The sequence below is a fragment of the Bacillus sp. AFS037270 genome (assembly GCF_002585305.1).
Genome location: NZ_NUNF01000109.1, coordinates 1 through 4,752, shown reverse-complemented (window position 1 = coordinate 4,752; position 4,752 = coordinate 1). Strand labels below are relative to the sequence as shown.

The window sequence follows — 4,752 nt, the reverse complement described above, 5'->3', positions numbered from 1 at the left end:
ATTCGTTCTTCCATGGTAGTTTAAGTGTACCACTTCACAAAGTTACATCGATTTTAACATATATACATTGAAACTTTTCTTACTCACATTTCATTTTATATCATATAGAGCACCTCCCAGAACAAAAGGTACTCTATACACACGAATCATTGAACTCCTTGTTATTCTTTTCCGCTAAACTCTAAAATATTTAAACCCTCGGATGCCTCTGGTGCTTCAAAAAATTTAGTAACATGAATAAACACCGCTTCCGTGTCAAAAGCTGCTCTTTCGGGTTGTTCGTTACGCCTTTGTGCAATTTGACGTAAGCATTGCTCGTTATTTAGATTAAGGAAAATTAGTTGATGGCTTGCATTGACCTCTGACGCCATATCCAAAAACCACTTTCGCAGTTTTTGAGTGTTAGCTGGAAAATCCATCACTACGTCTGTACCGACACTTAATATGTTTTGGACATGCTTTTTGACCAACGGCTTGAGCTGCGCTGAGAATTTTAGATAGTCCTCAAATGATGCAATCTGATTGGGATAAAGAGATGAAAGCCATTCATCCTCAGACAACAGTACCGCATGCTTATCTATCGCCAATTGTTTTGATTTAGTTGATTTTCCAGCTCCCATTTTTCCACAGAAAAAGTATAGCGTCCCCAATTGTTTCATATTTTTTAACCCCCGCGCTTATTTTAGTTTAAACTTTTTACTTCGTTAGTTCCCATAGACATTCTCCTCTTATTAATATTTAGACGTTAAGATTTATATCCGATTTACTTATTCTACCAATTTCATTTATATTCCTTCTTTAACAAACCTGCCCTTTAGTTTAACAAGAAAGAGCTGCCTTAATGACAGCTCTGATCGTAAACTCAAGCACCCAGTTAGTGTAAGTACAATATTTCACAATCTTCCTGAATCATGGGGCTTTAGAAACTACCATTCACAGATTATTATCGATATCTGAATTAATATGCCGTGCCTTGGCTATTTTCACAAAAGAAAGCGGCGGATAAAATGATCCGCCGCAACAAAAGAATGATACTAAAATACTAGAAAAAATCACTGTGTTTTTTTACCTTTGCCTTGTCCAGGCATCTTATTTCTTGGGAGCTGGATAGGCCTTTGGCAGCTTGTAACCGCGTTTCTTCATTACACTGCGAAGCAGGTCCGGGTAATCAGTGATCATCCCATCAACCCCATCATCCATCAGCTTTTCCATCGTAGGCTCGTCATCGACCGTCCACGGAATGACCTTCATGCCGTACTTGTGGGCTTCCTCGACCATTTGCTTCGTCACGTAAGGCTTGTAGTTCGGATCGGTTACCTTGCCGCCCTGAGGATCACCATGTACTGGGGAAATAGCACTTGCACCGAACGAGTGGGCTGCAGCGACAAAATTGCCTCCGAAGTCATCGATGTCGATTCCACCCAACCATGGTGAAGCGCCAGGCTTACCAGGCTGCAGGAACTGATCACCGTTAGTCAATGCGACAAGCGGCAAGCGCGGCTCAACTTGGTGCATGCGCATGAGTGATCCCCAGTCGAAGCTTTCGATCGTTACGCGGTTAATCATTCCAGCTTTACGAACCTCGTGGGCAACTATCTGTACAAACTCTTCACGGGGGGCCGTTTCATTCGGTGCTCCGGCTTCCACTTTGGTCTCGACATTCATGTGTACCTTGTTGGCGTGGTAAAGCTTGACAAGATCGAACACCTCGCTCAAAAGCGGCATGCGGGCGCCAGGATTCAGCTGCTGGCCAGGGAATGACGCCTGTCTCAGCGAGCCGCAGTCCAATGTACGCACCTCGGCCAAGGTGAGCTCCTTTATGTACTTGCCGACATATGGGTACATGGGATCACCAGGAAACGCCGGACCCGTGTCCTGACACTTGGAACCCGTAACCTGACGATCGTGGGTAATTACAGCCTGATGATCCTTCGTGATTTGCACGTCCATCTCAAGGGTGCTGACACCCACTTCGAGGCCCTTTGAGAAAGATGCAATCGTGGACTCGACGGTAAGCCCGATACCTCCTCGGTGCGCCTGCAGGTCGAACTCTTTCGGACTGCCCGCAGTATAAGACTTTGGCGCAATTTCTGCAGCCGATGCAGGTGTTACGGCCACTTGTATGGCAGCTGAACCCGCCATAAGGGCCGCCATCGCTGCAACGATCAATTTCTTCTTTTTCATTTCCTCTACTCCCTACTTCTCTTTTAATCTATTACTTCTATAAGTATAGAAGAAGGATGTAAATGAATGATTAATCCTATAATAAGAATAAGTAAAGAAAAACAAGAAAATTTTCACGGTTCTTTTAGCATATCTTTCGCTGCTAATCCAGCAATTATTATCCAAAGAAGGAACGTTAGTTTGCATAGAAATAGGAATAATTCCTTGTTCAACTAACCTGCCACGTTCGTATTATAAGGTCACCAGATATTTCTGGTTGACCATTTTTCATATGGTCTTATTATTACGGTAGTCGGGGTAGAACGTCGCACCCGTGGGATACAATCCCGTAAGCTAAACTGTTCACCCCCTACTTGTATAAACATGTTTCAGGCTGGTTGGAACCATGATCCCGTTTAACAAGCGAACCTATGACATTACATGGAGCATTAGGGGTTACCGACTAATTTGTATTTCTAGGAGGAGGAGAAATTTAATGAATCCAGTGATTGGTCTGGATGTATCAAAAGGAGAAAGTCAGGTTCAAGCGTTTTTAGATAAAGGTAAACCATATCGTAAGAGTTTAAGTATTACTCACAATCTTAAAGGATTAGGATGTTTATTAGAGTTCCTTCAAGATGTTGAAAAGGCTGCTGGTGGTCATCAACCTTCGGTTGTTTTAGAATCAACTGGTCATTATCATATTCCCGTTATTCAGTTTCTAGAGGAACAAAATTATGTTTATATTATCGTCAATCCTCTTATCTCTCATAGAGCTAAGAGCTCCAGCCTTCGAAAGGTAAAAACTGATGCAATTGATGCTTATCACCTTTGTGAACTGTTTTATAAAGAGGAACTAGAGCCTTACAAGAAGCGTGGTGTTCAACTATTAAACCTTCGTAATCTGACAAGACAACAAGAGAGTATTGCGGAAATATCAGCTAAAACAAAGATACAGCTTCATTCTTTAATTGATCAGGTTTTTCCTGAGTATCGAGGTGTATTTGGAAGCCTATATTCGAAAGTATCACTACTTACTTTACTAGAGTTCCCTACTTCAAAGGCTGTATTAAGTGTGAGTGAAAAAGAGTTAACGGATAAAATAGCTTCATTATGTATGAGTCGTTCGGAGTCATGGGCAAAGGAAAAGGCACAGAAGTTAAGAGAAGCAGCCCTTCGTGATCCTTTTCAAAACAATCTCTACGATAGTCATATTTTTAACCTTGAAGTTTTGGTTAAGATTGTTCTTCAGTACCAAGAGCATCTATCCAATATTGCGGATGAAATAGATGCCCTCGCTTGTGAAATTGAAGAATATGAAATCCTTCAATCTATCCCTGGAGTCGGAGAAAAAATCGCTGCAACGATTATTTCTGAAATCGGAGAGATAGATCGGTTTAATGGTGCCAAGAAGTTAGTTGCATTCGCTGGAATAGATCCTAGTGTCTACTCTTCTGGAAAATTTACTGCATCAATAAACCGAATTACCAAACGTGGCTCATGTAGACTTCGCCATACCCTGTATATGGCTGTTCAAAGTGGTATTCGGGATGCCCGTAAAAAGAAAACGACTGATGAGATTATTCCACGCAATAGAAGACTACGAGAGTTTTATGACAAGAAACGTGAAGAAGGAAAACCATTTAGAGTAGCTATCATTGCCTGTGTAAATAAGCTCTTACATTGGATTTACGCCTTATTAAAAAGCAGATCTACTTTCCAAGTTATAGCTTAAAAACTATATCTAACTAAATACAACAAAACCTTCCAAAAAGAGCATGGCGGAAGGTTATTTGGCATGAACATTTTTAGTATATCATGAGGTTATTAAACTTTTTATTGAAAAATGTTGACAAACTATTAGCTGGTTTAGTTTAAGTGAAACTGTTCACAATCATACTGCACATTATGGAATGGCTTTATGATATTTTGATTTCTAAATCATTTTTAAATAAAATCACTTTCTATTTTTAGTGGGTAACGTTATATATTGAAAACCATATAGAATCAAAGCCCTTACAAAATTTATTGATAAATATTTAATTTTTGATAAATTTTCTAAGGAAAATATTTTAAAATTTTCAACAAATTTTAGTCCACCGAAGATAAAAAACATATGAAGAACAGTATTTGAAATTATATATAACGGGAATTTGCCAAAAGTCATTTTTAATATCCATAAGCTAGTGACAAGATAAGGACCGAAGTTCATAAAATTCATACTATTGAAAGGTCCAATACCATTATAAAATTTCCACCAATTTTTCTTTTCACCATACAAATCCAAAGCTTTTGTGAATGTACACATAAATATGGCAGTAGGAAGAAATCTTTTAAATGCCTTTCTGCCTAGTAAAGGGACCGTTAACCAAGGCAGAACCAGTAAAGCAAGTAAAAACAATTTTTGATTTTTCATTAATATCACCCAAAGGATATTTTGAATAGCTGATTTTTGCTTATTCTTTAACATAAATTCCTTCTTTATACACACCATTATTTTTCAAATTTAGCTTGTTAAACTAAACTGCCACGTTAGTGGAACAACAAAAAGACGATGCCTCTTAAAGCATTGCACCCGTTAGCCATCCA

4 protein-coding genes are annotated in these 4,752 nt (G+C 39.3%); 1 reads left to right on the top strand and 3 read right to left on the bottom strand.

Going from position 1 to position 4,752, the window contains the following annotated elements:
* Positions 1 to 161: 161 nt before the first annotated feature.
* Both COD92_RS30645 and COD92_RS30640 read right to left on the bottom strand, forming a co-directional pair.
* Complete coding sequence (locus tag COD92_RS30645) at positions 162 to 659, bottom strand: P-loop nucleotide/nucleoside kinase family protein (RefSeq protein ID WP_098532397.1); 498 nt, start codon at positions 657 to 659, stop codon at positions 162 to 164.
* Between the two features lie 430 nt (positions 660 to 1,089).
* On the bottom strand, positions 1,090 to 2,184 hold the full coding sequence (locus COD92_RS30640) for a glycerophosphodiester phosphodiesterase family protein (protein ID WP_098532398.1): 1,095 nt from the start codon (positions 2,182 to 2,184) through the stop codon (positions 1,090 to 1,092).
* 475 nt (positions 2,185 to 2,659) lie between these two features.
* Between COD92_RS30640 and COD92_RS30635 the strand changes: the two genes are divergently transcribed.
* Positions 2,660 to 3,898 carry an IS110 family RNA-guided transposase gene (locus COD92_RS30635; protein ID WP_098532399.1) on the top strand — a complete coding sequence of 413 codons (1,239 nt, stop codon included), beginning with the start codon at positions 2,660 to 2,662 and terminating at the stop codon, positions 3,896 to 3,898.
* A 222-nt stretch (positions 3,899 to 4,120) separates the two neighbouring features.
* Here the strand turns inward: COD92_RS30635 and COD92_RS30630 are convergent, their stop codons facing one another.
* A complete protein-coding gene (locus tag COD92_RS30630) occupies positions 4,121 to 4,633 on the bottom strand; it encodes a hypothetical protein (protein ID WP_098532400.1) in 513 nt (170 codons plus the stop codon).
* Between the last annotated feature and the right edge of the window lie 119 nt (positions 4,634 to 4,752).

Bases quoted from the DNA above. Each gene is read 5' to 3' on its own strand.
- COD92_RS30645 (WP_098532397.1), bottom strand. From the start codon at position 659: ATGAAACAATTGGGGACGCTATACTTTTTCTGTGGAAAAATGGGAGCT.
- COD92_RS30640 (WP_098532398.1), bottom strand. From the start codon at position 2,184: ATGAAAAAGAAGAAATTGATCGTTGCAGCGATGGCGGCCCTTATGGCG.
- COD92_RS30635 (WP_098532399.1), top strand. From the start codon at position 2,660: ATGAATCCAGTGATTGGTCTGGATGTATCAAAAGGAGAAAGTCAGGTT.
- COD92_RS30630 (WP_098532400.1), bottom strand. From the start codon at position 4,633: ATGTTAAAGAATAAGCAAAAATCAGCTATTCAAAATATCCTTTGGGTG.